The organism is Pseudomonas sp. Irchel s3f19 (genome assembly GCF_900187555.1).
GTDB lineage: Bacteria > Pseudomonadota > Gammaproteobacteria > Pseudomonadales > Pseudomonadaceae > Aquipseudomonas > Aquipseudomonas capeferrum.
This window is the reverse complement of record NZ_FYDW01000003.1, coordinates 783801-809299: the sequence shown is the minus strand read 5'-3', so window position 1 is coordinate 809299 and position 25499 is coordinate 783801. Positions and strand designations below refer to the sequence as shown.

Annotated in this window: 28 protein-coding genes and 1 pseudogene; 15 read left to right on the top strand and 14 right to left on the bottom strand. The window is 63.7% G+C overall.

Annotated features, from left to right (window positions below; all coding sequences use genetic code 11):
* Window positions 1-47: 47 nt before the first annotated feature.
* Entirely contained in the window at window positions 48-239 is a 192-nt protein-coding gene (locus CKW22_RS11625) for a PLDc N-terminal domain-containing protein (protein WP_033700642.1), read from the bottom strand.
* A 127-nt stretch (window positions 240-366) separates the two neighbouring features.
* Between CKW22_RS11625 and CKW22_RS11620 the strand changes: the two genes are divergently transcribed.
* Window positions 367-1305 carry a ZIP family metal transporter gene (locus tag CKW22_RS11620; RefSeq protein ID WP_095064142.1) on the top strand — a complete coding sequence of 313 codons (939 nt, stop codon included), beginning with the start codon at window positions 367-369 and terminating at the stop codon, window positions 1303-1305.
* A gap of 122 nt (window positions 1306-1427) precedes the next feature.
* Here the strand turns inward: CKW22_RS11620 and CKW22_RS11615 are convergent, their stop codons facing one another.
* Window positions 1428-1958 (bottom strand): hypothetical protein, encoded by a 531-nt coding sequence (locus tag CKW22_RS11615; RefSeq protein WP_033700644.1) that lies wholly within the window; start codon window positions 1956-1958, stop codon window positions 1428-1430.
* 59 nt (window positions 1959-2017) lie between these two features.
* Window positions 2018-2542 (bottom strand): ankyrin repeat domain-containing protein, encoded by a 525-nt coding sequence (locus CKW22_RS11610; RefSeq protein WP_033700645.1) that lies wholly within the window; start codon window positions 2540-2542, stop codon window positions 2018-2020.
* Between the two features lie 266 nt (window positions 2543-2808).
* Here CKW22_RS11610 and CKW22_RS11605 point away from each other — a divergent pair, with 266 nt between their 5' ends.
* Window positions 2809-3081: a DUF3509 domain-containing protein gene (locus CKW22_RS11605; RefSeq protein ID WP_033700646.1), complete on the top strand. Its 273-nt coding sequence runs from the start codon at window positions 2809-2811 to the stop codon at window positions 3079-3081.
* Between the two features lie 58 nt (window positions 3082-3139).
* Here CKW22_RS11605 and CKW22_RS11600 read toward each other — a convergent pair whose 3' ends face one another.
* The 3 genes from CKW22_RS11600 to aroC form a co-directional block, all read right to left on the bottom strand.
* Window positions 3140-3676: an oxidase gene (locus CKW22_RS11600; protein ID WP_095064141.1), complete on the bottom strand. Its 537-nt coding sequence runs from the start codon at window positions 3674-3676 to the stop codon at window positions 3140-3142.
* Window positions 3676-4830, bottom strand: coding sequence for an MFS transporter (locus CKW22_RS11595; protein WP_047583834.1), 1155 nt, complete (start codon window positions 4828-4830; stop codon window positions 3676-3678). Before CKW22_RS11595 ends, CKW22_RS11600 begins: the two co-directional genes overlap by 1 nt.
* A 77-nt stretch (window positions 4831-4907) precedes the next feature.
* Window positions 4908-5999, bottom strand: coding sequence for a chorismate synthase (aroC, locus tag CKW22_RS11590; RefSeq protein WP_033700649.1), 1092 nt, complete (start codon window positions 5997-5999; stop codon window positions 4908-4910).
* Window positions 6000-6139: 140 nt separating this feature from the next.
* On the opposite strand from aroC, the gene CKW22_RS11585 reads away from it, so the two are divergent.
* Both CKW22_RS11585 and CKW22_RS11580 read left to right on the top strand, forming a co-directional pair.
* Entirely contained in the window at window positions 6140-7102 is a 963-nt protein-coding gene (locus CKW22_RS11585) for an alpha/beta hydrolase (RefSeq protein ID WP_033700650.1), read from the top strand.
* A gap of 191 nt (window positions 7103-7293) precedes the next feature.
* Window positions 7294-8082, top strand: a complete 789-nt coding sequence (locus CKW22_RS11580; RefSeq protein ID WP_033700651.1) for a hypothetical protein — start codon at window positions 7294-7296, stop codon at window positions 8080-8082.
* A gap of 21 nt (window positions 8083-8103) precedes the next feature.
* Here the strand turns inward: CKW22_RS11580 and prmB are convergent, their stop codons facing one another.
* Complete coding sequence (prmB, locus tag CKW22_RS11575) at window positions 8104-9012, bottom strand: 50S ribosomal protein L3 N(5)-glutamine methyltransferase (RefSeq protein WP_033700652.1); 909 nt, start codon at window positions 9010-9012, stop codon at window positions 8104-8106.
* 179 nt (window positions 9013-9191) lie between these two features.
* Here prmB and CKW22_RS11570 point away from each other — a divergent pair, with 179 nt between their 5' ends.
* From CKW22_RS11570 to CKW22_RS11550, 5 genes are all read left to right on the top strand, one after another.
* The gene (locus tag CKW22_RS11570; RefSeq protein ID WP_033700653.1) at window positions 9192-9782 is read left to right on the top strand and encodes a cysteine hydrolase family protein; all 591 of its coding nucleotides are present in this window, start codon (window positions 9192-9194) and stop codon (window positions 9780-9782) included.
* 90 nt (window positions 9783-9872) lie between these two features.
* Complete coding sequence (locus CKW22_RS11565; RefSeq protein ID WP_033700654.1) at window positions 9873-10193, top strand: hypothetical protein; 321 nt, start codon at window positions 9873-9875, stop codon at window positions 10191-10193.
* Between the two features lie 96 nt (window positions 10194-10289).
* Window positions 10290-10850 carry a Smr/MutS family protein gene (locus CKW22_RS11560; protein WP_033700655.1) on the top strand — a complete coding sequence of 187 codons (561 nt, stop codon included), beginning with the start codon at window positions 10290-10292 and terminating at the stop codon, window positions 10848-10850.
* Window positions 10851-10919: 69 nt separating this feature from the next.
* The gene (gene folE / locus CKW22_RS11555; protein ID WP_033700657.1) at window positions 10920-11465 is read left to right on the top strand and encodes a GTP cyclohydrolase I FolE; all 546 of its coding nucleotides are present in this window, start codon (window positions 10920-10922) and stop codon (window positions 11463-11465) included.
* 59 nt (window positions 11466-11524) lie between these two features.
* Window positions 11525-11890, top strand: coding sequence for a glutaredoxin (locus CKW22_RS11550; RefSeq protein ID WP_033700658.1), 366 nt, complete (start codon window positions 11525-11527; stop codon window positions 11888-11890).
* A 19-nt stretch (window positions 11891-11909) separates the two neighbouring features.
* On the opposite strand, the gene CKW22_RS11545 is transcribed toward CKW22_RS11550, so the two are convergent.
* Window positions 11910-12512, bottom strand: a complete 603-nt coding sequence (locus tag CKW22_RS11545; RefSeq protein ID WP_033700660.1) for a glutathione S-transferase family protein — start codon at window positions 12510-12512, stop codon at window positions 11910-11912.
* 144 nt (window positions 12513-12656) lie between these two features.
* Here CKW22_RS11545 and CKW22_RS11540 point away from each other — a divergent pair, with 144 nt between their 5' ends.
* Complete coding sequence (locus tag CKW22_RS11540) at window positions 12657-13847, top strand: benzoate/H(+) symporter BenE family transporter (RefSeq protein ID WP_095064140.1); 1191 nt, start codon at window positions 12657-12659, stop codon at window positions 13845-13847.
* Between the two features lie 117 nt (window positions 13848-13964).
* Here the strand turns inward: CKW22_RS11540 and CKW22_RS28125 are convergent, their stop codons facing one another.
* From CKW22_RS28125 to CKW22_RS11530, 3 genes and pseudogenes are all read right to left on the bottom strand, one after another.
* Complete coding sequence (locus tag CKW22_RS28125) at window positions 13965-14828, bottom strand: methyl-accepting chemotaxis protein (protein ID WP_371856412.1); 864 nt, start codon at window positions 14826-14828, stop codon at window positions 13965-13967.
* Window positions 14826-15353: pseudogene (locus CKW22_RS28120) on the bottom strand (HAMP domain-containing protein); the annotation flags it as partial. The gene CKW22_RS28125 and the pseudogene CKW22_RS28120, both read right to left, overlap by 3 nt.
* 668 nt (window positions 15354-16021) lie before the next feature.
* The gene (locus CKW22_RS11530) at window positions 16022-17419 is read right to left on the bottom strand and encodes a PLP-dependent aminotransferase family protein (RefSeq protein ID WP_095064138.1); all 1398 of its coding nucleotides are present in this window, start codon (window positions 17417-17419) and stop codon (window positions 16022-16024) included.
* A 136-nt stretch (window positions 17420-17555) separates the two neighbouring features.
* On the opposite strand from CKW22_RS11530, the gene CKW22_RS11525 reads away from it, so the two are divergent.
* The gene (locus CKW22_RS11525; RefSeq protein WP_095064137.1) at window positions 17556-18725 is read left to right on the top strand and encodes an MFS transporter; all 1170 of its coding nucleotides are present in this window, start codon (window positions 17556-17558) and stop codon (window positions 18723-18725) included.
* Between the two features lie 135 nt (window positions 18726-18860).
* Here CKW22_RS11525 and CKW22_RS11520 read toward each other — a convergent pair whose 3' ends face one another.
* Entirely contained in the window at window positions 18861-19622 is a 762-nt protein-coding gene (locus CKW22_RS11520; RefSeq protein WP_095064136.1) for an SDR family oxidoreductase, read from the bottom strand.
* Window positions 19623-19805: 183 nt separating this feature from the next.
* Between CKW22_RS11520 and CKW22_RS11515 the strand changes: the two genes are divergently transcribed.
* The gene (locus CKW22_RS11515) at window positions 19806-20807 is read left to right on the top strand and encodes an NADP-dependent oxidoreductase (protein WP_047581796.1); all 1002 of its coding nucleotides are present in this window, start codon (window positions 19806-19808) and stop codon (window positions 20805-20807) included.
* 135 nt (window positions 20808-20942) lie between these two features.
* Here the strand turns inward: CKW22_RS11515 and pyrF are convergent, their stop codons facing one another.
* The gene (gene pyrF / locus CKW22_RS11510) at window positions 20943-21644 is read right to left on the bottom strand and encodes an orotidine-5'-phosphate decarboxylase (RefSeq protein ID WP_033700668.1); all 702 of its coding nucleotides are present in this window, start codon (window positions 21642-21644) and stop codon (window positions 20943-20945) included.
* A gap of 182 nt (window positions 21645-21826) precedes the next feature.
* On the opposite strand from pyrF, the gene CKW22_RS11505 reads away from it, so the two are divergent.
* Window positions 21827-21994: a DUF2897 family protein gene (locus tag CKW22_RS11505; RefSeq protein WP_077068581.1), complete on the top strand. Its 168-nt coding sequence runs from the start codon at window positions 21827-21829 to the stop codon at window positions 21992-21994.
* 80 nt (window positions 21995-22074) lie between these two features.
* On the opposite strand, the gene CKW22_RS11500 is transcribed toward CKW22_RS11505, so the two are convergent.
* Window positions 22075-22407 carry a ComEA family DNA-binding protein gene (locus CKW22_RS11500; protein ID WP_033701499.1) on the bottom strand — a complete coding sequence of 111 codons (333 nt, stop codon included), beginning with the start codon at window positions 22405-22407 and terminating at the stop codon, window positions 22075-22077.
* 687 nt (window positions 22408-23094) lie between these two features.
* On the opposite strand from CKW22_RS11500, the gene wecB reads away from it, so the two are divergent.
* A complete protein-coding gene (gene wecB, locus CKW22_RS11495) occupies window positions 23095-24237 on the top strand; it encodes a non-hydrolyzing UDP-N-acetylglucosamine 2-epimerase (protein ID WP_095064135.1) in 1143 nt (380 codons plus the stop codon).
* Window positions 24234-25496: a UDP-N-acetyl-D-mannosamine dehydrogenase gene (gene wecC / locus CKW22_RS11490; protein WP_033700671.1), complete on the top strand. Its 1263-nt coding sequence runs from the start codon at window positions 24234-24236 to the stop codon at window positions 25494-25496. Before wecB ends, wecC begins: the two co-directional genes overlap by 4 nt.
* Window positions 25497-25499: the final 3 nt, after the last annotated feature.

Sequence of the window (25499 nt, the reverse complement as noted above, 5' to 3'; positions counted from 1 at the left end):
GCTGCGCGACCCGTTCGCGACGCAAGGCCGCTCCTACACACAGGGCGTCAGATGCGTATATTGCCCCTGGGCCCGGCAATCGCCCAGATCACCAGCCCGATCACCGGCAGCAGCGCGATCAGCAAAATCCACAGCACCTTGACCCCCACTTCGCTGCCGCTCTTGATCACATTGAGGATCGCCCAGATATCGAGCGCCAGAATGATCAGCCCAACCAGGCCATTGAATGTGGACCCCATGCCCGTTACTCCCCTGCAAAGACGTTGCAGCACAGCATAGCCAGCTATCACGTCGATAGAAGGGAATCCTTGGCCGATTGCGCGGGTCCTTGCTTAGACTGCCTGTATTCACTGATTCGAGGTTCGCATGCCACCCGCCCATACCGAAACGGCCACTTCCCCTTCGTTGCTGAGCGCCTGGCGACAACAGGTGGTGAACACCCCCTGGCTCAGCGCCGGCCTGGGCTTGAGCCTGCTAGCGGTCGTCGTGCTGCTGGCGGCGAGCCTGTGGAACGCGGTCAGCGGTGACCATGCCGACAACCTGCACCTGGCGTTGCTGGGCGGCCTGTCCGGTTTTGCTGCCACCGCCCTGGGGGCAGTCCTGGCCGTGGTGCTGCGCGATGTCAGCGCGCGCACCCAGGATGTGATGCTCGGTTTTGCTGCGGGCATGATGCTGGCAGCCAGTTCATTCTCGCTGATTCTGCCGGGCCTGGACGCCGCCCGCGAGATCACCGGCAACGGCCCGGCGGCGGCCTTCACCGTGGTGCTGGGCATGGGCCTGGGCGTGCTGCTGATGCTGGGCCTGGACCGTTTCACCCCGCACGAACATGAAAGCACTGGCCGATGCGGCCCAGAGGCAGAACACATCAACCGGGTGTGGCTGTTCGTGCTGGCAATTACCTTGCACAACCTGCCCGAGGGCATGGCAATTGGTGTGAGCTTCGCCAATGGCGACATGAACATCGGCCTGCCGCTGACCAGCGCAATCGCCATCCAGGACATCCCTGAAGGCCTGGCCGTGGCCTTGGCCCTGCGGGCCACGGGGCTGTCGAACATGAAGGCGGCGCTGGTGGCGATCGGTTCGGGCTTGATGGAGCCGCTGGGCGCAGTCATCGGCCTGGGCATTTCCACCGGCTTCGCCTTGGCCTACCCGATTAGCATGGGGTTGGCGGCGGGGGCGATGATCTTCGTGGTGTCCCACGAGGTGATTCCAGAAACCCACCGCAACGGCCACCAGACGGCGGCGACCCTGGGGTTGATGGGCGGGTTCGGGGTGATGATGTTCCTGGATACCGCGCTGGGCTGAAGCGCTCGGTTGTCTGTGCCGGCCTCTTCGCGGGACAAGCCCGCTCCCACAAGTCTGAAGGTGCACTAAACCTGTGGGAGCGGGCTTGTCCCGCGAAGAGGCCGGTACAGCAAGCGATCAGGTCAAACGTGAACCGCGACCTTCAAAGCCTCCAAAGCCGGCTCGACCTTGATCCCGACTTCGGCCCCCAGCTCCTGCACCCGTGCCAAGTCGTGCTGGCCCACCATCACCATCTGCAACTCATCATCCAGCAACTGGCTGAAATTGAGCAGCACATAACCACCAGCCTCCTTGTTCAAGGCCCCCATCTGCACCTGGATACGATTGAGTGCGGTCAGCGGCTCGGTGCGCGCCAGCTGCTTGGCTTTGAGGGTGAATGGCACGCTCTTGTCGAACGAATCGGTGATGTTCTGGAACAGCTCTTGGTAGCTGTCTGCTTGGAACAACACGGTGTCCGGCAGGCTGCCGAGCACGACCCACTCACCCAAGGCAATGGGGAAGCTGTCGTCGTAGTTGATGTCCGGATTGGCCGCCAGGAAGGCGGCAGGGTCGGCGTAGGCCTGTGCGGCCTCGTCGGCGATGCGCTCGATGTCTTCCTCGCGCATGCAGCCGGCGCCAATGAGGGTGATGAGTTCGAGCAACTGGTTTTTCATGTAGGGGGCCTGCGGCGGGTGAAAAGTCGCCAAGGATAGCCGCAAACGCCCCCTCAGGGTTAGCCGGCCAGCGCTTGCAAGCGCGCTACCGCATCGACTGCGCCCATGGTTTGCGCGGCCATCAGCGCGGTGGCGCCACGGGCATCCTGGCGCGCCGGGTCGGCACCTTGGGCCAGCAAGTAGTCGATGATCTCGCGGCGGTTGAACATGGCCGCCAGCATCAGCGCGGTGCGCCCGTCCTGGGCGGCGGCATCCACCGGCACGCCATGCTCCAGCAGCAGGCGGATCATCGCCAGGTCGCCTTTGAACGCAGCGCCGGCAATCGGCAGTTGCCCATTGTCATTGGCAAGCAGCGGGTCGGCGCTGTGTTCCAGCAGCACGCGAACCGCGTCGTGGTGGCCGTGATAGCTGGCCAACATCAGCAGGGTGTCACCCTTGTGATTGCGCAGGTTGGCCGGCAGACCGCTGGCAAGCAAGCGCCCGAGCATGTCGGCATCGCCTTGGCGGGCACGCTCGAAGACCTGCTCGGCAAAGGCCGCTGTTTCGTCATCGGTCATGGCGGCGGGCGCGGGTTGGGTGGACATGTTGAACCTCCTGGCAGAAATGATTGCCTAATTTTTTGTCAGGCAAGCCCGGCGGGTCAAAGGTTCAGATTCTATCGAGCCGATAGTTAACTCAGGGCTCGTGCAAAATGCACTGTGCAAAATGCACGACCATGCAGGTTGCACGAGGCAGCCTTGGCGAAATAAGCTCAAAACATTGATTTTAAAGGACTTTTAGCTAGAAAGTTTTTTGGCACGGTCGCTGCAACCATCAACTCACGTCTGCCACACAACAGTCAGGAGTTGATATGGACCTCATCCAGGAAAAGTTCGTCTCGGTGTTTTCGGCCTACCAGGTCGCTACCCAGCCCCGCCCCGATGGTGGTGTCTTGCTGACCCTGCGTGCCGCTGATGGCAAGGTTACCCGCCGCGTGTTGACCTACGGGCAACTGCACAGCGCCGAGCAGCTGTCCTGGGCGATCAGCGCCATTCGCCGTGACCTGGCTGAACAGGCGAGCGAACTGCCCGTCATTACCATGCTGCAGAGCCAGCAACGGTTTGCATTGCCGACCTATCGCTGATTCTTTTGCCGATTTCTTCGCGGGGCAGACTTGCTCCGCGAAGAAACCGGTACACGTATCACAGCTCGTCGATGCCCAAGAACGCTCGGGCAGTCTCGTCCCCAGTAAGCCTCGCCTGCATCCCCTGCTCACTGCCAAACAACCGCAACGCCACGCAGAACGGCGTCTCCCCCAGCTCTACCCAGCGCCGCGTGCCGGCCGGGACCACCAGCTGGTCACCCTTCTCGCACAGCACCGAATACACGAACCCACCCAGGCGCAAGCCCACCTGCGCCCGCCCGCTGACGACCGCAAACACCTCTTCGGCGTCATGCACGTGTTCATCACGCACATCGGCCTGCAGCGGGTCCGCGCCGTCACGGTTGAGTACCGCGAAGACCGTACTGCCATGGCCGGTCATCAGTTGATCGAGGTAGTCGCCGCACGCGGCCATGACCTCGTCTGTGGCGCTGCCGGGGCGAACCCTTAGCTCAAGCGGGCGGTGGACGAAACGCACGCCCTGCTCGGCCAGCGTGACCTGTATATCGTCGTGGTGGGTCAGCAGCTTGTTCGGCAGCTCCGGGCTGGACGGGTGGAAAACGCTGAGGATACTCATCAGTGGCGGGTCCTGGTCGATTGCGAACAAAGGGCAATGATAACGGCTGCGGCCAAGGCTGCGGCACTGGCCATACCAAAGGTGAAGGCTGGCCCCAGCAGGTTCCAGCTGTAGCCCGAGTACAAGGCGCCAAGCGCACCGCCGGTGCCCGACAGTGCTGCGTACAACGCCTGGCCCTGGCCTTGCTGGCGCGCGCCGAAGCTGGCCTGGACGAACGCAATGCAAGCGGCATGAAAGCAACCGAAAGTAGCCGCGTGCATCACCTGGGCCAGCACGAGCACTGCCGGGTCATCCGCCAAGGTGCCAAGCAACAGCCAGCGCACGGCGGCCAACAGGAAGCTGGCCAGCAGCACCCGCTGCACGGAAAACCGCGCGAAGACCCGGCTCATGGCCATGAACACCAGCACCTCGGCCACCACCCCCAGCGCCCACAACAGGCCGATGGCGCCACGGCTGTAGCCCAGGTGCTCCAGGTGCAGGGTGAGGAAGGTGTAGTACGGCCCGTGGCTGAGCTGCATCAGCGCCACGCACACATAGAACGCGATAACCCCAGGCGCCCGTAGCTGCTGCACGAAGCCCCCCGTGCCGCTGCGCTCGCCCTGCTCCACCGGCTGGGCATTGGGCACCCACAGGCTGGCGGCGACGATACCGGCCATGATCGTGACGAGGGCTACCGGGTAAATGTCCAGGCTCAGCCACTCGAACAACCGGCCCAAGCCGACCACGGTCAGGATGAAACCGATCGAGCCCCACAGGCGTACCTGGCTGTAGCGGGACGTCTGCCCGTGCAGGTGGGCCAGGGTGATGACCTCGAACTGCGGCAGCACCGCGTGCCAGAAAAACGCATGCAAGGCCATGACCAGCGCCAGCCAGGCGTAGCTCTTGCCGAAGAAGATCAGGGCGAAGCTGGCCAGGGTGGACAACGCCCCCAGGCGCACGATCAGCAGGCGCTGGCCGGTACGGTCGCCCAGCCAGCCCCACAGGTTGGGGGCGATGCAGCGCATCAGCATGGGGATGGCCACCAGCTCGCCGATACGCGCCGGGGAGAAACCCAGGTGGTCGAAATACAACGCCAGGAAGGGGGCGGTGGAGCCCAGCAGGGCGAAGTAGAAAAGGTAGAAGCTGGACAGGCGCCAGTAGGGAATCGGGGGCATGGTGGCTCAGCCAGTTTTGTTGTTGCCGGTGCCAGCCTCTTCGCGGCTAAACCCGCGAAGAGGCTGGTACCGACGAATCAGAGCTGGCCCAGCACCGGGGTACTGACCTTGACCTCGGCATTCTGCGCACGGTGACGCAGCAGGTGGTCCATCAGCGCAATGGCCATCATCGCCTCGGCGATCGGCGTGGCGCGGATGCCGACACACGGGTCATGACGCCCCTTGGTGATCACTTCGACCGGATTACCATTCACATCGATCGAGCGGCCCGGCACCGTGATGCTCGACGTCGGTTTCAGCGCCAGGTGCGCAACGATAGGCTGCCCCGAGGAAATACCGCCAAGAATGCCGCCAGCGTTGTTGCTGAGGAAGCCTTCCGGGGTCATTTCGTCACGGTGCTCGGTGCCACGCTGGGCGACACTGGCAAAGCCCGCGCCGATTTCCACACCCTTGACCGCGTTGATGCTCATCAGCGCATGGGCAAGTTCCGCGTCGAGGCGGTCGAAGATGGGCTCGCCCAGGCCCGGCATCACCCCTTCGGCGACCACGGTGATCTTGGCCCCAACCGAATCCTGGTCGCGGCGCAGCTGGTCCATGTAGGCCTCGAGCTCCGGCACCTTGTCCGGGTCGGGGCTGAAGAAGGCGTTCTGCTCTACCGATGCCCAGGTCTTGAACGGGATCTCGATCGGGCCGAGCTGGCTCATGTAGCCGCGCACGGTGATGCCCTGGGTGGCCAGGTACTTCTTGGCGATGGCCCCCGCCGCCACGCGCATGGCGGTTTCGCGGGCCGAGCTGCGCCCGCCGCCGCGGTAATCTCGCTCACCGTACTTGTGGTGGTAGGTGTAGTCGGCGTGCGCCGGGCGGAACAGGTCCTTGATCGCCGAATAGTCCTTGGACTTCTGGTCGGTGTTGCGGATCAGCAGGCCGATCGAGCAGCCCGTGGTACGGCCTTCGAACACACCGGAGAGGATTTCCACCTCGTCCGGCTCCTGGCGCTGGGTGGTGTGCCGGCTGGTGCCGGGCTTGCGCCGGTCGAGGTCATGCTGCAGGTCGGCCAGGGAGATCTCCAGGCCCGGTGGGCATCCATCGACAATGGCGACCAACGCCGGGCCATGGCTTTCGCCAGCGGTGGTGACAGTGAACAGCTTGCCGTAGGTATTGCCGGACATGGACGCTCCGCGAGTCTGCCTGAGATGAACGAAAGCGGCAGTATACGGAAAATTTCAACAGGAATGGTCGTCTGTACTGGCCTTGCGAACCTTCACGCAAACATTAGGTCATATTCATCACCTCCCCACCGTAGTACCCCATGATGCCGCGCCTCGTCGCCCTGCTTTTCATGCTCTGTGCCAGCCTCGCCCAGGCCGCCTCCCCCACCGTCCTGCAACGCCCCATCGACCTGGACACCGGCCAGGGCGTGCTGCACGGCAGCCTGCTGTTGCCGCAGCAGGCCACCCCGCCCCCCGTGGTGTTGATCATCGCTGGTTCCGGCCCGACGGACCGCGACGGCAACAACCCGGCCTCGGGGCGTATCGACAACCTCAAGCGGCTGGCCCTGTTGCTGGCCGGCGACCACATTGCCAGCGTGCGCTTCGACAAACGTGGCGTGGCCGCCAGCCAACCGGCGACGCCCGACGAACGTGACCTCAGCGTCGAGCGCTATGTCGCCGATGTGGTGGCCTGGAGCCGCAAGCTCAAGGCCGACCCGCGTTTCGGCCCACTGATTCTGGTCGGCCACAGCGAAGGCGCGCTGATCGCCAGCCTGGCTGCCGAGCAGGCCGGCGCCAGCGCGGTGATCACCCTGGCCGGCAGCGGCCGGCCGCTGGCTGAGGTGCTGCGCGAACAGCTGGCCCAGCGCCTGCCGCCCGCCCAACTGGCCCGTGGCAGTGCCTTGCTCGACCGCCTGCAGGCTGGGCAGACCAGCCTGGACGTACCCGCTCCGCTGCGCCAGGTGTTCCGCCCCAGCGTGCAGCCCTACCTGATTTCGCTGTTCCGGCAGAACCCGGCGGCGGCGTTCGCGCAACTGCCGATGCCGGCGCTGATTGTCCAGGGCCGTAATGACGTGCAGGTCGACGTGACCGATGCCGAACGCCTGAAGGCAGCTAAACCTGATGCGCAACTGGTCTTGATCGATGGCATGAACCACATGCTGCGCATCAGCCCCAAGGGCATGAGCCAGCAACGTGACAGCTACCTCAACCCAGAGCTGCCTCTGGCTCGCGAACTGGGGGAGCGAATCGTGACGTTCATCCAGCATTTGCCATCGGCCTGACCCTCAGGTCTTGAACGCCGCTGCCGATAACGTGGGTGGTGGCGAGAATCCGGGGCCGCTGCGCAGCCCTTTCGCGACGCAAGGCCGCTCCTACAAAAAAGCACGCGATGCCCTGTAGGGGTGGCCTTGCGTCGCGAAAGGGGCACGCAGTGCCCCCTCAGGCTGCCAGCACGTACATAAGGACAGCCCTGATGACCATTGCCCCTACCGCCGTAGACCCGGCCGAACAGCCACAACCCGAGGACGGCGCCACGCTGCCTTGGGCAGACCTTGCCGTCGAACACTTCCAGCTGTTGCGCCTGGCGCCCCTGCCCACCGACCGCGCCACCGGCGCCCGCCCGCTGCGGTTCGTGCAGTTCGGCTATGCCGAGCGCCACGACAAGGCGCACAGCCTGCTGCGTATGGAAATCCAGCTGCCTGGGCAAAAAGTGCGCAAAGAGCAGAACCACCTGGACATCCGCGTCGACCACGCCGAGCGCCGGGTGCGCATTGGCAGCGACCAGGGCCTGCAACTGGAGCCGCTGAACCGCGGCATCGGCCGCTTCATGCTGGCCCAGGCCGTGCAATGGTTGCAGCGCAAGTGGTCGCATTACCAGGTCGAAGGCATGGCACTGCCGAACAAGGATGCCCTGAGCGAGGATTCACGCCTGCGCCGCGACCAGTTCCTGCATGGGGTTGGCATCAAGGTCGAATATGAAGACCCTCAGCACCTGAAGGGCCGCACCGTGGAAATCACGGTGGGCCAGCTCAAGGCCGCCTGGAGCAACGAGCGGCTGCAGCGGGTCGAGATTCTCGACGCGGCCAACCTGCTGCAGCAGGCCGACCAGCAGTTGCAAGAGAAGGAAGGCCAACTGCGTGAGCGGGATGAGCGGGTGGCCAAGTACCGGCGCGAAGACGGCGGGTTGCGTTTTACCATCACCTGCCTGGTGGCCTTTGCGGTGTTTCAGGCCGGGTTGCTGATCTGGATTGCAACCCGCTGAAAGGGTGGCTGCAGCCCCAAGTCAAACGCGGGCTTTGAACAGCTCCTGATGCTGGCGGCACTGCTCGGCCGTCAGCATGAACACCCCATGCCCGCCACGCTCGAACTCCAGCCAGGCAAAATCCACCTCGGGGTACAGCGACTCGACATGCACCTGGCTGTTGCCCACTTCGACGATCAACAAACCCTTGTCGTTGAGGTGGTCTGCCGCCTCGGCAAGCATGCGCCGCACCAGGTCCAGGCCATCGTTACCGCAGGCCAGGCCCAGTTCGGGCTCGTGGTGGTACTCGGCCGGCATGTCATCGAAGTCTTCGGCGTCGACGTACGGCGGGTTGGACAGGATCAGGTCGAAACGCTGCCCTGGAAGGCCATCGAAGCCGTCGCCCTGCACGGTGTAGACGCGCATGTCCAGGCCATGCCGTTCGATGTTCTGGTTCGCCACCTCAAGGGCATCGAACGACAGGTCACCCAGCACCACTTCAGCCTCGGGGAACACTTCGGCCGCCACGATGCCGATGCAACCGGAGCCTGTGCACAGGTCGAGAATGCGCGCAGGCTCTGACGCCAGCCACGGCTCGAAACGTTTTTCGATCAGCTCGCCAATGGGCGAACGGGGCACCAGCACCCGCTCGTCGACGATGAACGACATGCCGCAAAACCACGCCTCGCCCAACAAGTAGGCGGTTGGCACACGCTCTTCGATGCGCCGCTTCAACAGGTGCTGCAGGCGCACGCGCTCGTCGTCCTCGAGCATGCAGTCCAGGTAGCTGTCGGCCACCTCCCACGGCAGGTGCACGGCGCCCAGCACCAGCAAGCGGGCTTCGTCCCAGGCGTTGTCGGCACCGTGGCCGAAGAACAGCTCGCGCTCGTGGAAGCGGCTGACCGCCCAGCGGATGTAGTCGCGCAGCGTGCGCAGACGGGATGTGATCACGGGGTACTCCTAATTCAGACCGTACAAAAGTCTAACAGCCCAACCCGCACAAATGTTCCTTCGGGTCGCTCAAAGGCTAGCCACAGGCCAGTAACTACGCCGCTTGCGATGTCAACCATTCCCATTGACGCCAAGGCAAGGGACAATAGGTATACAAAAGCCCTTCCAAGGAGCCCTTGATGTCCGTTCCAACCACGATGTTCCGCCTCACTGGCCGCGACTACCCGCCGGCCAAGTTGAGCCACGCCAGCCTGATCATCATCGATGCGCAGAAGGAGTACCTGAGTGGTCCCCTGGCGCTGTCGGGCATGGACGAGGCCGTGGCCAACATCGCCCGGTTGCTCGACGCTGCGCGCAAGAGCGGCCGCCCGATCATCCACGTCCGCCACCTGGGCACTGTCGGTGGCCGCTTCGACCCACAAGGCAGCGGCGGCCAGTTCATCCCCGGGCTGGAGCCGCACGATGGCGAAATCGTTATTGAAAAGCGCATGCCCAACGCGTTCAAGAACACCAAGCTGCACGACACTTTGCAGGAGCTTGGCCACCTGGACCTGATCGTCTGCGGTTTCATGAGCCATTCCAGCGTCAGCACCACCGTGCGCCGCGCCAAGGACTATGGTTATCGGTGCACCCTGGTGGAGGACGCCTCGGCGACCCGCGACCTGGCGTTCAAGGACGGAGTGATCCCGGCCGCGCAGATCCACCAGTGTGAAATGGCCGTGATGGCCGACAACTTCGCCTGTGTCGCCCCTACCGCCAGCCTGATCTGATCCAAAGGCCGGTAATTACCGCCCGGCAGCCGGGCGGAACCCAACGGGCGAGCGCAGGTCGAATTCCGGATATCCACAGAGGAAATCGGAATGAAGCTCAAAGGCAGTTTCGACGCCAAGCGCCTGCGCCCGCGCGAACCACGCAACTGGGGCGCTCGCCTGGCCGCCGGCCTGTCGGCCCTGCTGGCAACGCTGGGTGTGCTGCTGGCCATGGCCGGCATCGCCGGCCTGCTGGGCAATTACCCGGCCCTGGCCGAACTCAATGCCAACCGGCCGCTGTCGGCCACCCTCACGGCAGGGGGGTTGTTATTGCTGTGGCTGGGCGTGAGGTTTTGGCGGCGTAGCCGCATTCGCCTGCGCCGTGGCCGTGAGCTGAACCTGTCGCCGCATTTGATGAAAAAGCACGACTGACGTTTCCACTGATGCCGCGAAGAAGCCCGCGCAGACTACACATGGCTGCACAGCCGCCCACAGTCGCGTAAACTACGCCGCCCACGTGGAGGCATCATGCAAGACAACGACTTTTCCCTGTTCCATGCCGAAGTGCGCGGCGTCAAGCCGATCAAGCACGACCGTGCCGAGGTCGGCAAACCCAAGGCCGACCGCAAGCAACTGGCCGGCCTGCGGCAGGCGGCCACCGTGCGCAGCGACAAGGCACTGGTGATCGATGGCATGTCCGACCAGTTCGTCATCGACGTCGGCGCCGAAGACGAGTTGATGTGGCGCCGTGACGGCGTGCAAGAAACCCAGCTGCGCAAACTCAAACTCGGCCAGATCGCCTTCGAGGGCAGCCTCGACCTGCACGGCATGACCGTCGAGAAAGCCCGTGAGACCCTCTGGGACTTCATCGCCGAGGCCACCAAGCTGGAAGTGCGCTGCGTGCGCGTCACCCACGGCAAGGCCGCACGCCTCGACGGCAAGCGCCCGATGATCAAGAGTCACGTCAACACCTGGCTGCGTCAGCACCCGCAAGTGCTCGGTTTTGCCTCGTGCAATGCGCGCCATGGGGGCACCGGCGCAGTCTACGTGATGCTCAAACGAACCATGCTTGAAGGACGCGACGAGTAACGCCGCGCTTGCAGCGCCGCCCTTGCCGCCGTACCCTTCGTTTTTGCGATTTTTCCCACAGGTAGATACATGTCCCTGGAACAGAACTACACCGAGATTCTCAGCCAGATCGGCGAGGACGTCTCCCGTGAGGGCCTGCTCGACACGCCCAAGCGGGCTGCAAAGGCCATGAAGTACCTTTGCCGCGGTTATGAGCAGACGCTGGAAGAAGTCACCAACGGCGCGCTGTTCACCTCCGATAACAGCGAGATGGTGCTGGTCCGGGACATCGAGCTGTACTCGATGTGCGAGCACCACATGCTGCCTTTCATCGGCAAAGCTCACGTTGCCTACCTGCCCAAGGGCAAGGTTCTGGGCCTGTCGAAAGTTGCCCGCATCGTCGACATGTACGCCCGTCGCCTGCAGATACAGGAAAACCTCAGCCGCCAGGTCGCCGAAGCTGTCGAGAAGGTGACCGGCGCCGCTGGCGTGGCCGTGGTGATCGAAGCCAAGCACATGTGCATGATGATGCGCGGTGTCGAGAAGCAGAACTCGAGCATGATCACCTCGGTGATGCTGGGCGAGTTCCGCGAAAACGCGGCCACCCGCAGCGAGTTCCTCAGCCTGATCAAGTGATCGGCTGGTGATCCCGAGCCGACCCTGCGGGGTCGGCTTTTTCTTTTCAGGAGTTGCCCATGATCGTCAAAGCCCTACGGGTTGGCCTCGGCCAGCTCATCGTGTTCGGCGACTGGATCAGCCGCCCAGCCAAGCGCAAGCGCGATGCCGCCGCCCAGGCGCGCGTCGAGCAAGCGGCCAGTAGCCTCGCGCTGTACCAGTTCCATGCCTGCCCATTCTGCGTCAAGACCCGCCGCACCCTGCACCGCCTGAATGTGCCGATGGCGTTGCGTGACGCCAAGAACGACCCGGTGCATCGCCAGGCGCTGCTCGAAGGCGGAGGCCGGGTCAAAGTGCCGTGCCTGCGCATCGAGGAAGACGGCAAGGTGAGCTGGATGTACGAGTCCAAGGCGATCATTGCCTACCTGGACAAGCGCTTCGCCTGACCTCTAGGCACGGGCCGGCTCAGCCCACCATCGGCACATGCCGAGGGTGGCTGGCCACCCGCTCCAGCCAGGCCCTGACCGCCGGGTAGTCCGCCAGGTCGAACCCACCCTGCTGGGCCACATGGGTATAGGCATACAGCGCCACATCGGCAATCGAATAGCGCTCGCCGACCAGGTACGGCGTCATCTGCAACTGCCGCTCCATGACCTTGAGCGCCTTGTAGCCACCTTTGTGCAGCTTGCGGTATTCCTCCAGCCGGTCATCCGGCAGCCCCAGGTAGAACTGAATGAACCGCGCCACGGCGATGTAAGGCTCATGGCTGTACTGCTCGAAGAACTGCCACTGCAACACCTGCGTGCGCAAGCGCGGCTCGGTAGGCAGGAAGTCACTGCCGTCGGCAAGGAAGTTGAGGATGGCGTTGGACTCCCACAGGTACGTGCCGTCTTCCAGCTCCAGCACCGGCACCTTGCCATTGGGGTTCATCGCCAGGAACTCGGGGGTCTCGGTCTCCCCCTTGAGAATATCCACCGGGTGCCACTCATACGGCCGACCCAGCAGGCTCAACATCAGCTTGACCTTGTAGCAGTTGCCCGACTGGTAGTCCCCATAGACCTTGTACATCGCCCTCCCCTCCCATGCAGTTGTGCATTCGTGCCCAATAGTTGGCGACTGTACGGCTAAAAGCAATGGCCGCTGTATGGCAAGGATCAACCTTGCTCGCGTTAGTCTGAAAAAACTGCTTACACCTTTACAAGGATTTTTTTCATGACCGATGCCACCTCCGCCCGCCTGCGGCCCCTGGCAGACAGCTCCCCGTCGGCGGTTGTCGCCGGCTTCATTGCCATGCTCACCGGCTATACCAGCTCACTGGTGCTGATGTTCCAGGCCGGCCAGGCGGCAGGGCTGACCAGCGCGCAGATTTCGTCCTGGATCTGGGCGCTGTCGATCGGCATGGCGGTGTGCAGCATTGGCCTGTCGCTGCGCTATCGCACGCCGATCACCGTGGCCTGGTCGACCCCCGGCGCCGCGCTGCTGATCACAAGCCTGGGCGGGGTGAGTTATGGTGAGGCCATCGGCGCCTACATCACCTGCGCCGTGCTGGTGCTGATCTGCGGCCTGACTGGCAGTTTCGAGCGGCTGGTCAAGCGTATTCCGGCCTCGTTGGCCTCGGCGCTGCTGGCCGGCATCCTGTTCAAGATCGGCAGCGAGATCTTCGTCGCCGCCCAGCACCGCACGCTGCTGGTGCTTGGCATGTTCTTCAGCTACCTGCTGGTCAAACGTCTGTCACCGCGCTACTGCGTGCTGGCTGCGCTGCTGGTCGGCACCGCGCTGTCCGGCGCCCTTGGCCTGCTGGACTTCAGCGGGTTCAGCCTGGAAGTAGCAACGCCGGTATGGACAACGCCGAGCTTCTCGCTGGCGGCGACCATCAGCATCGGTATTCCGCTGTTCGTGGTGGCCATGACCTCGCAGAACATGCCCGGCGTGGCCGTGCTGCGTGCCGACGGCTACCAGGTGCCCGCCTCGCCGCTGATCTCGGCTACCGGGTTTGCCTCGTTGCTGCTGGCACCGTTCGGCTCGCACGGGGTCAACCTGGCGGCGATCAGCGCGGCGATCTGCACCGGGCCGCACGCCCATGAAGACCCGAGCAAGCGTTATACCGCGGCAGTGTGGTGCGGGATTTTCTATGGCATTGCCGGGGTATTCGGGGCGACCTTGGCGGCATTGTTTGCCGCGCTGCCGAAAGAGCTGGTGCTGTCAATTGCGGCCTTGGCGTTGTTCGGCTCGATCATGAACGGGTTGACCGTAGCCATGGGTGAGGCGCGTGAGCGTGAGGCGGCGTTGATCACCTTCATGGTCACGGCTTCAGGGTTGACGCTGTTCTCCATTGGCTCGGCGGTCTGGGGGATCGTGGCGGGGGTGTTGACCTTGCTGATCCTCAACCCACGTAGAGCCTGAAGGTTTTTGTAGCCTGTGCCGGCCTCTTCGCGGGGCAAGCCCGCTCCCACAGGCACCTGTGGGAGCGGGCTTGCCCCGCGAAGAGGCCAGTACAGGCAACAGAGATAGGGGCCAGGCTCACAACCTGAAATGCCCCACCATCCCTTTCAAATCAGTGCCCAACTGCGCCAGCTCGACACTCGACCTGGCGTTGTCCTGCATCGCCAACGCCGCCTGATCGGCACTGCCGCGGATCTGCGTGACGCTGCGGCTGATCTCTTCGGCTACCGAGCTCTGCTGCTCGGCCGCCGCCGCAATCTGCTGGTTCATCTGCTGAATCAATGAAACCGCCACGGCGATGCTGCCCAGCGCGCTTTCGGTCTGCAACGCATCGGCCACCGCCAGGCGCACCAGCTCGGTGCTGCCGCGGATCTGTGCCACCGACTGCTGGGCATTGCCGCGCAGGCTGGCGACCAGGCTTTCGATCTGCTCGGTCGATTGCCGGGTACGTCGGGCCAGCGCCCGAACCTCGTCAGCCACTACCGCGAACCCACGCCCCTGCTCGCCGGCACGAGCCGCCTCGATCGCGGCGTTGAGCGCCAGCAGGTTGGTCTGCTCAGCGACGCTCTTGATCACTTCGAGCACATCACCAATGGTATGGATCTCTGCGCTGAGGCTGTCGATGCCGGCACTGGCCGCCTCTGCGGCTGTCGCCAACTGTTCGATACGCTGCATGCTCTGACGCACCACCTGCTGCCCGGACTCGACCCTGTCGTCGGCCGACTGGGCCGCCTGCGCTGCCTCCTCGGCATTGCGCGCCACATCGTGCACAGTGGCAGTCATCTGCTGCATGGCGGTCGCCACCTGCTCGGTCTCCTCCTTCTGGCTGCCCACCTCGCGGTTGGTCTGCTCGGTCACCGCTGACAACGCCTGGGCGCTGCCGGCCAGTTGCTCGATGCCCTGCTGCAACCCGCTGACAATGCCCGACAGGCCGGCCGCCATCTGCTGCATGGCCTGCAACAACTGCCCAACCTCATCGCTGCGCGGCGCTTCTGCCTCCAGGCCTAACTCGCCCGCAGCAATGCGCTGGGCGCGGGCGATGACGCGCTTGAGCGGGCCAACCACCGCGCGAGTGATCAGCCAGGCAGCCAGCACGCCGGCCAACAGTGCAAGCCCCGTGGCCAGGGCAATGGCCAGGGCATTGCGGGACAATTCGCCCTGCAAGGCCTGCTCCTGTCCCAGGTAGGCCTGGTCGACCCGGCCGGTGACCTGCTCGGCCCGCGCCTGCAACTCGGCCTTGAGGCCTTGCTCCTTGGCCAGCAGGTCGGTGTATTCGTTGAGCTTGTCGGAGAAGCTGCCGATGTGCCCGGCTACTTCACCCAGCACACTCTGGTAGCCGGCATCGCTGACGGCGCCCTTGAGCTGTTCGACCAGGTTCGCGGCTTCGAGGGTCTGGGCGATGCGCGCCTGGCCGACGCCCTCTTCACCCTTGCGGCTCTTTTCCAGGCGCACGCGGGCTTCGTCCATCGCCTGCAGCATCAGCCGTGAAACCTGCGCCACTTGCCCAGCCTGCTCAAGAAACTCACCGCCCTGCTGGCCCTGGGATTGCTTGAGGGTGTAGGTGCCGTCATCGGCCAGCCCGGCCTGCAGCACATCAAGGTTGTTGGCCACGCTGGACACCGACCAACTGGCCATGTCCAGCGCCAGCTCCTTGGCCTGCACCGCCTCGACAAAGGCCTCGAACGCCTGCCCGTAAGCGCCCAGCTCAGCCTCGGCCGCCGCCAGCGCCGGCAAGCCACGGGCGCGCTCGGCCAACCCCTGCAAACCGCTGCGCAACGCCTCGGCCTGCTTGATATCAGAGCTCAGGGCAAAGGTTTGTTCGTGCTGGCGCAACCTGAGCAGGTCGGTATTGAACTGGGCCAGCTGGCGCAAGCCGTCAAAGCGCTGGCCCACACTGTGCAACGCGGCGATGCCAATGGCCGCCACCGCCAGGGTCAGCAACAGCACCAGGGTAAAGCCCAGGCCCAGTTTGCGGGCCATGCCCAGGTTGGCCAGAACACCGTGCTTGGTCGCACCCATCGCCGATTCCCCTTCACCTTGTCAGGTTTGCCGAAGGCCAAGCGTGGCAACGATGCCAGTCCACTCACAAGGGCCTGACGCCAGAATAGTGTCAAATAGCTATGAGCGTGTCGCTATCAGTGTGCTGGGGGTCGCCCTGCGTATTTCAAGAAGGCCTGGGCGCGAGAATCCTGCCCGTAAGCGACATTGATGCGCAGCCAGGCGCTGGCGGCGCCCTGGTAATCGAAGGCGCTACCAGGGGTGAGCAGCACCGAATGTTCCAGGGCCCGTTGCTCGAGGCTGGCGAAGTCACGCCCCGGTACCCTGGCCCAGACGAACATGCCGCCATAGGGTTCACAGAACACCTCCCAGCCTGCTTGCTCCAGTTGCCCAAGCAACTTGGCCATGTGCTGACCCAGGCGCAACCGCAGGCGTTGCACGCTTTTGCGGTAACTGCCGTTGGCCAGCATCTGCCCGACCACCTGCTCGGCAAACCGCGATGTGCCGATGCCGCTGACCATTTTCAGTTCAGCCAGCCGCGCCAGCAACAAGGGCTCGGCAACCAGGTAGCCGACCCGCAACGAGCTGCTCAGGGTCTTGGAGAAACTGGCCATGTAGATCACCCGCTGCTCGCTGTCCAGCGTGGCCAGGCGCGTTGCCGGGCCCTCCTGGAAGTCGGCGTAGATATCGTCTTCGATGATGCGCAGGTCGTGCTCGCGGGCCAGTTCCAGCAGGCGGTAGGCCACTTTGGGGGTGAGGCTGGTGCCCGTCGGGTTGTGGTACAGGCTGTTGATGAACAGGCATCGTGGGCGATGCTCCGCAAGCAAGCGCTCCAGCGCAGCCAAGTCTGGGCCCTCGGCCAGGCGCGGCACGGGCAACATGCGCACCTGGTGCTGGCGCAGCAGGTTGAACAGGTTGTAGTAACCGGGGTTTTCCACCAACACCGTATCGCCTGGGCGCAGCAGCGTGCGTACCAACAGGTCGAGGCCATGGCTGGCGCCCTGGGTAGTGAGGATGCGCTCCGGGCCGGCGGCGATATCCAGGCGCGCCAGGCGCTTGTGCAGTTGCTGGCGCAAGCTGGCCAGGCCCAGGGGTGGGCAGTAGTCGAGCAGGTCTTGCGGGTTGCCGCGGCTGACCAGGCGTACGGCCTGGGCCAGCTCGGTGGTGGCACGCCAGCTGTTGGGCAACCAGCCACAACCGAGCTTGAGCAGTTCGTCATGGCCCTCGCGAAATTGCCGCCAGTGACCATCGCCGGCCTCGCCCCAGGGCTGGCCATCATCGGCCCCGCCCCCTGGTTTGCGCTCGGCGACGAAGAAACCGGTGCCGTGCCGCGCCTCCAGCCAGCCGCTGGCGACCAGGCGATCATAGGCCTCGATCACACAAGACGCGCTGACCGCCTGGCTGTGCGCCAGTGCACGGATCGACGGCAGGCGCGCCCCGGGGCGCAGGCGCTGCTGGTCGATCCAGGTTTGCAGGTGGTCGGTGAGTTGTTGCACCAGGGGGGTGCTGCTGGAGCGGTTCAGGGAGAAGTGCATGGTAAGTGTTCGCGGATTTTGAGCGAACAGTTAAGCATAAATGAGCGGTGGGTGTGTCTGGTTGCGGCGGCGGATAAAGGTCAGTGTGGGCAGGGCCTCTTCGCGGGGCAGATACATAAACTTCAGGATCCCACCCATGCCCTGCGCCTCCACCCGATTAGCCTTCGCCCTGTGCCTGATCACTCTGGCGGTCAACCTCCAGGCCCCGCTCTATATCACCTACGCCGACCTCTCCGGGCAAGGCGCCGCCGCCACCGCAGTGGCCTTCTCCGGCTACGTGCTGGGCGTGCTGCCAGTGCTGCTGGCCCTGGGCGGGCTGGCCGACCGGGTCGGGCGCCGGCCGATGATAATCGCCGCGCTGCTGCTGTCGATGGTCGCCACCGTGCTGATGCTGCTGGCCCCCAGCCTGCAAACCCTCGGCCTGGCGCGGCTGTTCCTGGGCCTGGGCACCGGCCTGGCCTCGGCCACGGCCACCGCCTACATGAGCGAGCTGATGGGCAGCGACGGCAGCGGCCGCGCTGCCAACTGGGTTACCGCCAGCACCTCGCTGGGCTTTGGCCTGGGCGCGGCGCTTACCAGCCTGTTCCTGCTGCGCGGCCCAAGCCTGACCCCTGGCAGCTTCCACCTGCAACTGCTGCTGGCCGTCGTTGCCCTGGTGCTGGTGTGGCGCCTGCCCGACCCACGCCCGGCACAACGCAGCGCCATGCTGCGCCTGCCGTACTACCCGCGTGGCAGCGTTGCCTATGGCCTGGCCATTCTGCTGGCCTGGGCCTGCGTGGGCCTAGTCATCGCCCTGCTGCCGGGGATCCTGCGCCAGCATGGCCTGAGCGCGTGGTCAGGGTTCTCGACCTTCTGTGTGATCAGTTGCGGCTTGTTGTTCCAGCCGATGGCCCGTCGCCTTTCGAGCCTCAAGGCCGCACTGCTGGGGCTGGTGATTTTGCCGTGCAGCTACGCGGTGCTGGCCTGGGGTGCCGACAGCGGGCAACTGGCTGCGGTCTTGCTGGGCGCCGTGGCGGCCAGCAGTGCGTGTTATGGGTTTATCTACCTGGGCGGCCTGGCGGCGGTGAACCAACTGGCCGGCAGCGAGAAAACCCGAGCCAGTGCCGGGTTCTTCTTGCTGGCGTACCTGGGGTTCAGCTTGCCGGTGATCTTTACCGGGTTGCTCAGCGACCGGTTGGGCGCGCGGGTGGCCTTGCTGGTGTTTGGTGGGGTGCTGGTGCTGGGGTGTGTGCTGGTTGGCCTGGCACTTGTGGTGTCTGCCCGAGCAGCTTTGCCAGAAAAGCCGCTGGTGCAGGTACGCCACTGATTGTAGGAGCGGCCTTGCGTCGCGAACGGGCTGCGTAGCGGCCCCGCGGTCTCAGCTTCGCCGCATAGATTGCTGGGGCCGCTACGCGCCCCTTTCGCGACGCAAGGCCGCTCCTACACCCACACACGCCGCAAGTCAGATCGCCGTCGCTCCGCCGTCCACAGTCAGGCTATGCCCGGTGGTGAAAGCCGCGCCATCGCTACACAGGTACAGCACCGCACCTGCAACTTCCTCGACCTTGCCGATGCGCCCCACCGGGTGCATCGACGCTGCGAACTCGGCCTTGCGCGGGTCCGCCTCATACGCACGGCGGAACATGTCGGTGTCGATAACCGCCGGGCACACCGCGTTCACCCGGATGCCTTTCTTGGCATATTCGATTGCCGCCGACTTGGTCAAGCCGATCACCGCGTGCTTTGACGCACTGTAGATGCTCATCTTCGGCGCCGCGCCCAACCCTGCCACCGATGCGGTATTGACGATCGCCCCACCGCCCTGGGCAACCAGCAGCGGCAGCTGGTACTTCATGCACAGCCACACACCCTTGACGTTGACGCCCATGATGGCGTCGAACTGCGCCTCGCTACCCTCGGCCAAACGGCCCTGCTCGATCTCGATGCCAGCATTGTTGTAGGCGTAGTCCAGCCGGCCATAGGCGGCTATCAGCCGTTCATGCAGCTGGCGCACATCGGCCTCCCGGGTCACGTCGCAGGCGATGAACATCGCATCGCCGCCCGCATCGTGGATCAGGCCCACCGTGGCTTCGCCGCCGACCGGGTCGAGATCGGCCACCACCACTTTCAAGCCTTCACGGGCAAAAGCCAACGCCGTCGCCCGGCCAATACCCGCAGCGCCGCCGGTGACCAGGGCTACCTGGCCGGAAAAGGTCATGCTCATCGTTTGCTCCTGACGCGGCCATTTGTGATATCGCAGCCAAGCATAGTCAGCGCCCAGCCAAGCTGGGCAGCATCATCAGGCCAACGGTTGGTCTACCATGCTTACCAGTGATGTTACCCACCTGGTTGCATCAGCAAGGTAGATTGAATGCACTTCACCTTCCACTGCCCACAAGGACCCGACATGACCCAGACCAACCGCCGCTTCCTGCTCGCCAAACGCCCCGTCGGCGCCGTGCGCCGTGACGACTTCAGCTTCGAGCAAGTGCCCGCCGAACAGCCCGGCGAAGGCCAAGTCCTGGTGCACAACCTGTACCTGTCCCTCGACCCCGCCATGCGCGGCTGGATGAACGAAGGCAAGTCCTACATTCCCCCAGTAGGCCTCGGCCAGGTAATGCGCGCCCTCGGCGTCGGCGAAGTGGTGGTCTCGAACCACCCCGACTACAAGCCCGGCGACCACGTCAGCGGCGCGCTCGGCGTACAGGACTACTTCACCGGCGAGCCACAAGGCCTGCACAAGATTGACCCCAGCCTCGCGCCCCTGCCCCGCTACCTCTCGGCCTTGGGCATGACCGGCATGACCGCCTACTTCGCCCTGCTCGAAGTCGGCCAGCCCAAGGCTGGTGACACCGTGGTCATCTCGGGCGCCGCCGGTGCGGTGGGCAGCATCGTCGGGCAGATCGCCAAGCTCAAAGGCTGCCACGTAATCGGCATCGCCGGCGGCGCCGAAAAATGCCAATACCTCAAGGACGAGCTGGGCTTCGATGGTGTCATCGACTACAAGGCCGAAGACGTGCTCGCCGGCCTCAAGCGCGAATGCCCCAAAGGCGTAGACGTTTACTTCGACAACGTCGGTGGCGAGATCCTCGACGCCGTGCTCACCCGCATCAACCTCAAGGCCCGCATCGTCATCTGTGGCGCCATCAGCCAGTACAACAACAAGGAAGCCGTCAAAGGCCCGGCCAACTACCTGTCGCTGCTGGTGAACCGTGCGCGCATGGAAGGCTTTGTGGTGTTCGACCATGCCAAGGACTATGGCAAGGCCGCGCAGGAGATCGCCGGCTGGCTGGCCAGTGGCAAGGTGAAGAGCAAGGAAGATGTGGTGGAAGGGTTGGATACCTTCCCAGAGACGCTGCTCAAGCTGTTCAGCGGGGAGAATTTTGGCAAGCTGGTGTTGAAGGTCTAACCCCTGTAGGCGCGGCCTTGCCGGGGCGCCGGACCGGTCGGAAAGGGCTGCGCAGCAGCCCCAGCACTCTCGGCATCAGCCGTATATGAAAAAGGCCAACACGCGCGTGTTGGCCTTTTTTATCAACGCGGGTGTTTACCCTCGAATCTCCGCCACCACCGCAGCCAGCGCCTGCGCCGGGTCTGCGGCCTGGCTGATCGGCCGGCCAATCACCAGATAGTCCGAACCTGCATCCAGTGCCTGGCGCGGAGTGAGGATACGGCGCTGATCATCCTGGGCGCTGCCGGCCGGGCGGATACCCGGGGTCACCAGTTGCAGCAGCGGGTGCGCAGCCTTCAGCGCCGGTGCTTCCAGCGCGGAGCACACCAGGCCGTCCATACCCGCCTTCTCGGCCAGCGCCGCCAGGCGCAGTACCTGCTCCTGCGGGTCGACATCCAGGCCAATACCGGCCAGGTCTTCACGTTCCATGCTGGTCAGCACGGTCACGCCAATCAGCAATGGCTGGGGGCCACTGCGCTTGGCCAACTCTTCACGGCAAGCCGACATCATGCGCAGGCCACCGGAGCAATGTACGTTGACCATCCACACCCCCATCTCGGCGGCGGCCTTTACCGCCATTGCCGTGGTGTTGGGGATATCGTGGAACTTGAGGTCGAGAAACACTTCGAAGCCCTTGGCACATAGGGTCTCGACGATGCCGGAGGCACTGCTGGTGAACAGTTCCTTGCCCACCTTTACCCGGCACAGCGCAGGGTCGAGCTGGTCAGCCAGCTTCAGAGCGGCCTCACGGGTAGGGAAATCGAGGGCGACGATCAGGGGCGTCTGGCAGGCGGACATGGTGAGGGTCTCTTGGCAAGTCGAAAACGGCGCGCATTGTAAACGAAGTGGCGCAGGCTTTGGGGGCCGCGGGTCATGGAATTGGCCCTGCGGTGCACGGCTCCTATAATTGAACCAAAGGATCCGGCAATTGCTCAACATGCGTACAAGCGCCGCCCACTGACGATCAAAGGAGAACGACAATGCCCTGGTATGCCTGGCTGATACTCATCTTAGCCCTCGGCTCGATTGTCGGCGGCTTGATGATGCTGCGAGATACAGCGAAAAAACTGCCGCTGACCGACGACCAGCTGCGCAAGGTGCACGAGCGCAATGCCGAGGCGGATGCCAAGGATTCGCAGGACCGCTAGCCACTGTTGCCAGCCCCAGTCCTCCCCTGGCGGGAGCACCTTGCTTGCCCCGCAATTAAGCAGGGCAAGCCCCCCTTCGCTTACTCCACCATCACCTTGTCGCGATTACGCTCCAACAACGCGCTACCGACACCCCTGATCTCCAAAAGCTCATCCACCGAGGCGAACGGACCATGGGTCTCCCGGTAGGCAACGATGGCCTCAGCCTTGGCCTTGCCAATCCCGTTGAGCTCTTTTTGCAGGGTAGCGGCATCAGCCTTGTTCAGATCCACCCGCAACGGCTGCGCCGCCACATGGCTGACCACTGGCACTGGGTCTGGTACCGCAGTGGTAGTCGCGGGAGCGGCGCTGAGGGTAAAGGACAGGCTGGCGAACAGCGGCAGCAGCAGGTAGGACAGTACGGTATTACGCATCATGAATATTCCTTGGGTTGGTCTAATCGAACAGCCGTTTTCCTGTGGCTGCGCAATCAACCCTAGCGGTTCGCCTGATTTCGCAACAGGCACTCACCCCAGCGAATCGTTACCGAATCGAACAGCAAGAAAACCAACTTCACGCCCCCAGAAATAATGGCGCAATGCCATGTTTCGCGCTAACTTCATGAACTAGTTGAGATAGACGATGGCGTTTAGGTGAATTCCCGTTTAACCTGCGTTTCATTCAGACTAAACGCTGTTGCTTTTCCTACAAGCCTTGCCGGATATGGCCCCTACCCGCTCGTCGCGAACTCTCGCCACATCGTCTCTATTGGCATGATGCCTGAATAACATCAAACAATCGTTTTTGTTGATTGCTCCGAGAAAAATCGGATCCGATATTTCGATGTCAATAAGCATTTCCCCTGAATCAGGGGAAAAAAACGTGCCAGACGGGATGTCATTCTGATGACTAAGTGATAAATTTGCGGCCATTGGACAACCGCTGTGCTTGAAGGATCCGAGCAAGATGAATTTTTTTTCACACCCCCCACTGGAACCGCTCGCTTCCTCGTACGCGGTGCCAGCCAGGCCAACCCCCCCGGCCGACTTGCACAACCCCTGAGTTTCACAGCCCTAGCCCAGTAACAACCGCCTTCACTCAACACAAAGAAGACCGTCGCCGTGTCCCTCAAGACCCTCATCGTATTTGGCACCCGCCCAGAAGCCATCAAAATGGCACCTCTGGCCCTCAACCTTGACCAGGACGACCGTTTCGAGTCCCGTGTCTGCGTTACTGGCCAGCACCGCCAGATGCTTGACCAGGTACTGGAGCTGTTCGAGATCACGCCCGATTACGACCTGAACATCATGAAGCCAGGCCAGGACCTGACAGACGTGACCACGGCCATTCTGCAGGGGCTCAAGCCCGTACTGGCCGAGTTCAAGCCGGATGTGGTACTGGTCCACGGCGACACCGCAACGACCCTGGCGACCAGCCTGGCGGCCTACTACCAGCAAATCCCGATCGCCCACGTCGAAGCTGGCCTGCGCACCAACAACCTGTATTCGCCGTGGCCTGAAGAGGGCAACCGTCGCCTGACCGGCACGCTTGCAGCGCTGCACTTCGCGCCGACTTCGACCTCGCGTGACAACCTGCTCAAGGAAGGCACCGACGCCGCGACCATCTACACCACCGGCAACACCGTGATCGACGCGCTGCTGGAAGTGGTTCGCAAGCTGGAAAGCCCAGCGCTGAAGAGCCACTTCGAAAGCCAGTTCGACTTCCTCGACGCCAACCGCCGCATGGTGCTGGTCACCGGCCACCGCCGCGAAAACTTCGGCGATGGCTTCGAGCGCATCTGCCAAGCCCTGGTGCAGACCGCTCGCCAGTTCCCGGATTTGGACGTGGTGTACCCGGTGCATCTCAACCCCAACGTGCGCGAGCCGGTGAACCGCCTGCTGGCCGGGGTCAGCAACATCCACCTGATCGAGCCGCTCGACTACCTGCCGTTCGTCTACCTGATGAGCCGCTCGTACCTGATCCTCACCGACTCCGGTGGCATCCAGGAAGAAGCCCCAGCCCTCGGCAAGCCGGTACTGGTCATGCGTGACACCACCGAGCGCCCGGAAGCGGTCGCGGCTGGCACCGTCAAACTGGTTGGCACCGACGTCGACTCGATCCAGCAACACCTGGTGCAACTGCTCACTGATGAAGCGACCTATCGCGAGATGAGCGTGGCCCACAACCCCTACGGCGACGGAAAAGCGTGCGCGCGAATCCTCGATGCCCTTTCCGTATTCTCTAACTCCAAGGACGCAGCATGAGCTTCAACAAGATTTCTGTCGTAGGTCTGGGCTATATCGGCCTGCCAACTGCCGCCGTTTTCGCCGCCCGCAAGAAGCAGGTCATCGGCATCGACGTCAACCAGCACGCGGTCGACACCATCAACCGCGGCGAAATCCACATCGTCGAGCCTGAGCTGGACATGGTCGTTCACGCTGCCGTGACCGAAGGTTTCCTGCGTGCCTCCACCGTTCCGGAAGCTGCCGACGCCTTCCTGATCGCCGTGCCGACCCCGTTCATGGACGACCACGAGCCGGACCTGAGCTACATCGAGTCCGCCAGCAAAGCCATCGCTCCAGTACTGAAAAAGGGCGACCTGGTCATTCTGGAATCGACCTCCCCGGTCGGCGCCACTGAGCAGATGGCCTTCTGGCTGGCCCAGGCGCGCCCGGACCTGAGCTTCCCGCAGACCCACGGTGAAGACTCCGACATCCGCATCGCCCACTGCCCTGAGCGCGTCCTGCCAGGCCACGTACTGCGTGAGCTGGTCGAAAACGACCGGATCATCGGCGGCATGACCAAGAAGTGCTCGGACGCTGCCGTACGCCTGTACCGCACCTTCGTCGAAGGCGAGTGCATCGTCACCAACGCCCGCACCGCCGAAATGTGCAAGCTGACCGAAAACAGCTTCCGTGACGTGAACATCGCGTTCGCCAACGAACTGTCGATCATCTGCGACAAGCTGGACATCGACGTCTGGGAACTGATCCGCCTGGCCAACCACCACCCGCGCGTCAACATCCTGCAGCCTGGCCCAGGCGTAGGCGGCCACTGCATCGCCGTCGACCCATGGTTCATCGTCAGCCAGACCCCAGAGCAGGCGCGCCTGATCCGTACCGCCCGTGTGGTCAACGACAGCAAGCCTGAGTGGGTGATCGACAAGGTCAAGATGGCCCTGGCCAACTTCCTGATCAAGAACCCGGGCAAATCGGCCCAGCAAGTCAAGATCGCCTGCTACGGCCTGGCCTTCAAAGCCGACATCGACGACCTGCGCGAAAGCCCGGCTCTGAGCATTGCCGAGCGCCTGGGCAACGAGCTGGAAGCCACCCTGCAACTGGTCGAGCCGAACATCGAAGCCCTGCCGCAGCGCCTGTCGCGCCACGAGCACGTGGAATTCGACTTCGCCCAGGACAGCGCCGACATTCACGTACTGCTGGTCAAGCACCGTGAATTCCGCGGCACCTTCACCGTCCGCGATGCTGCATTCGTGATCGACGCCGCAGGCGTTACCCAGGGTTGATGG

Coding starts and splice junctions, on each gene's coding strand:
- CKW22_RS11625 (WP_033700642.1), bottom strand. CDS start 239: ATGGGGTCCACATTCAATGGCCTGGTTGGGCTGATCATTCTGGCGCTC.
- CKW22_RS11620 (WP_095064142.1), top strand. CDS start 367: ATGCCACCCGCCCATACCGAAACGGCCACTTCCCCTTCGTTGCTGAGC.
- CKW22_RS11615 (WP_033700644.1), bottom strand. CDS start 1,958: ATGAAAAACCAGTTGCTCGAACTCATCACCCTCATTGGCGCCGGCTGC.
- CKW22_RS11610 (WP_033700645.1), bottom strand. CDS start 2,542: ATGTCCACCCAACCCGCGCCCGCCGCCATGACCGATGACGAAACAGCG.
- CKW22_RS11605 (WP_033700646.1), top strand. CDS start 2,809: ATGGACCTCATCCAGGAAAAGTTCGTCTCGGTGTTTTCGGCCTACCAG.
- CKW22_RS11600 (WP_095064141.1), bottom strand. CDS start 3,676: ATGAGTATCCTCAGCGTTTTCCACCCGTCCAGCCCGGAGCTGCCGAAC.
- CKW22_RS11595 (WP_047583834.1), bottom strand. CDS start 4,830: ATGCCCCCGATTCCCTACTGGCGCCTGTCCAGCTTCTACCTTTTCTAC.
- aroC (WP_033700649.1), bottom strand. CDS start 5,999: ATGTCCGGCAATACCTACGGCAAGCTGTTCACTGTCACCACCGCTGGC.
- CKW22_RS11585 (WP_033700650.1), top strand. CDS start 6,140: ATGATGCCGCGCCTCGTCGCCCTGCTTTTCATGCTCTGTGCCAGCCTC.
- CKW22_RS11580 (WP_033700651.1), top strand. CDS start 7,294: ATGACCATTGCCCCTACCGCCGTAGACCCGGCCGAACAGCCACAACCC.
- CKW22_RS11570 (WP_033700653.1), top strand. CDS start 9,192: ATGTCCGTTCCAACCACGATGTTCCGCCTCACTGGCCGCGACTACCCG.
- CKW22_RS11565 (WP_033700654.1), top strand. CDS start 9,873: ATGAAGCTCAAAGGCAGTTTCGACGCCAAGCGCCTGCGCCCGCGCGAA.
- CKW22_RS11560 (WP_033700655.1), top strand. CDS start 10,290: ATGCAAGACAACGACTTTTCCCTGTTCCATGCCGAAGTGCGCGGCGTC.
- folE (WP_033700657.1), top strand. CDS start 10,920: ATGTCCCTGGAACAGAACTACACCGAGATTCTCAGCCAGATCGGCGAG.
- CKW22_RS11550 (WP_033700658.1), top strand. CDS start 11,525: ATGATCGTCAAAGCCCTACGGGTTGGCCTCGGCCAGCTCATCGTGTTC.
- CKW22_RS11545 (WP_033700660.1), bottom strand. CDS start 12,512: ATGTACAAGGTCTATGGGGACTACCAGTCGGGCAACTGCTACAAGGTC.
- CKW22_RS11540 (WP_095064140.1), top strand. CDS start 12,657: ATGACCGATGCCACCTCCGCCCGCCTGCGGCCCCTGGCAGACAGCTCC.
- CKW22_RS28125 (WP_371856412.1), bottom strand. CDS start 14,828: ATGGCGGCCGGCCTGTCGGGCATTGTCAGCGGGTTGCAGCAGGGCATC.
- CKW22_RS11530 (WP_095064138.1), bottom strand. CDS start 17,419: ATGCACTTCTCCCTGAACCGCTCCAGCAGCACCCCCCTGGTGCAACAA.
- CKW22_RS11525 (WP_095064137.1), top strand. CDS start 17,556: ATGCCCTGCGCCTCCACCCGATTAGCCTTCGCCCTGTGCCTGATCACT.
- CKW22_RS11520 (WP_095064136.1), bottom strand. CDS start 19,622: ATGAGCATGACCTTTTCCGGCCAGGTAGCCCTGGTCACCGGCGGCGCT.
- CKW22_RS11515 (WP_047581796.1), top strand. CDS start 19,806: ATGACCCAGACCAACCGCCGCTTCCTGCTCGCCAAACGCCCCGTCGGC.
- pyrF (WP_033700668.1), bottom strand. CDS start 21,644: ATGTCCGCCTGCCAGACGCCCCTGATCGTCGCCCTCGATTTCCCTACC.
- CKW22_RS11505 (WP_077068581.1), top strand. CDS start 21,827: ATGCCCTGGTATGCCTGGCTGATACTCATCTTAGCCCTCGGCTCGATT.
- CKW22_RS11500 (WP_033701499.1), bottom strand. CDS start 22,407: ATGCGTAATACCGTACTGTCCTACCTGCTGCTGCCGCTGTTCGCCAGC.
- wecC (WP_033700671.1), top strand. CDS start 24,234: ATGAGCTTCAACAAGATTTCTGTCGTAGGTCTGGGCTATATCGGCCTG.